Annotated in this window: 1 protein-coding gene; it reads left to right on the forward strand. The window is 63.0% G+C overall.

Annotated elements, in window-relative coordinates:
• On the forward strand, positions 1–514 hold a 514-nt coding region (locus DY467_RS25450; RefSeq protein WP_502706458.1), incomplete at both ends, for a uroporphyrinogen decarboxylase/cobalamine-independent methonine synthase family protein.

The following is a 514-nucleotide window of genomic DNA, read 5'->3' on the forward strand; positions in this document are numbered from 1 at the left end:
CGTCTCTTGCCGTCGCCACACTCGGCACACCGCGGATCGGGCCGCGGCGCGAGCTGAAATCCGCACTCGAAAGCTTCTGGGCCGGCAGGTCGACGGAAGCCGACCTGATGCGAGTCGCGGCCGAGTTGCGCGCGGCGAACTGGGCGCGGCAAAAAGCGCGCGGCATCAGCGTGATTCCGTCGAACGATTTCTCGCTCTACGATCAGGTGCTCGACACCAGCGTGATGGTCGGTGCGATTCCCGACATCTATGGATGGAGAGGGGGGCCTGTCTCGCTTTCCACCTATTTCGCCATGGCCCGTGGCACCCAGGCCGAAATCGCTGGGCATTGCTGCGCCAATGGCCATCACCACGGGGATTCGACACCGCAGGGCGTTCCGGCTCAGGAGATGACCAAGTGGTTTGATACGAACTACCACTACATGGTTCCGGAGTTCTCCGCCGGGCAGAGGTTTCAACTCGCAGCGCTCAAGCCGCTCGAAGAGTACCGCGAGGCGAAAGCGCTGGGCTATGA

Origin of the sequence: Rhodopseudomonas sp. BR0G17 (assembly GCF_010907025.1) — a bacterium.
Lineage (GTDB): Bacteria > Pseudomonadota > Alphaproteobacteria > Rhizobiales > Xanthobacteraceae > Rhodopseudomonas > Rhodopseudomonas palustris_H.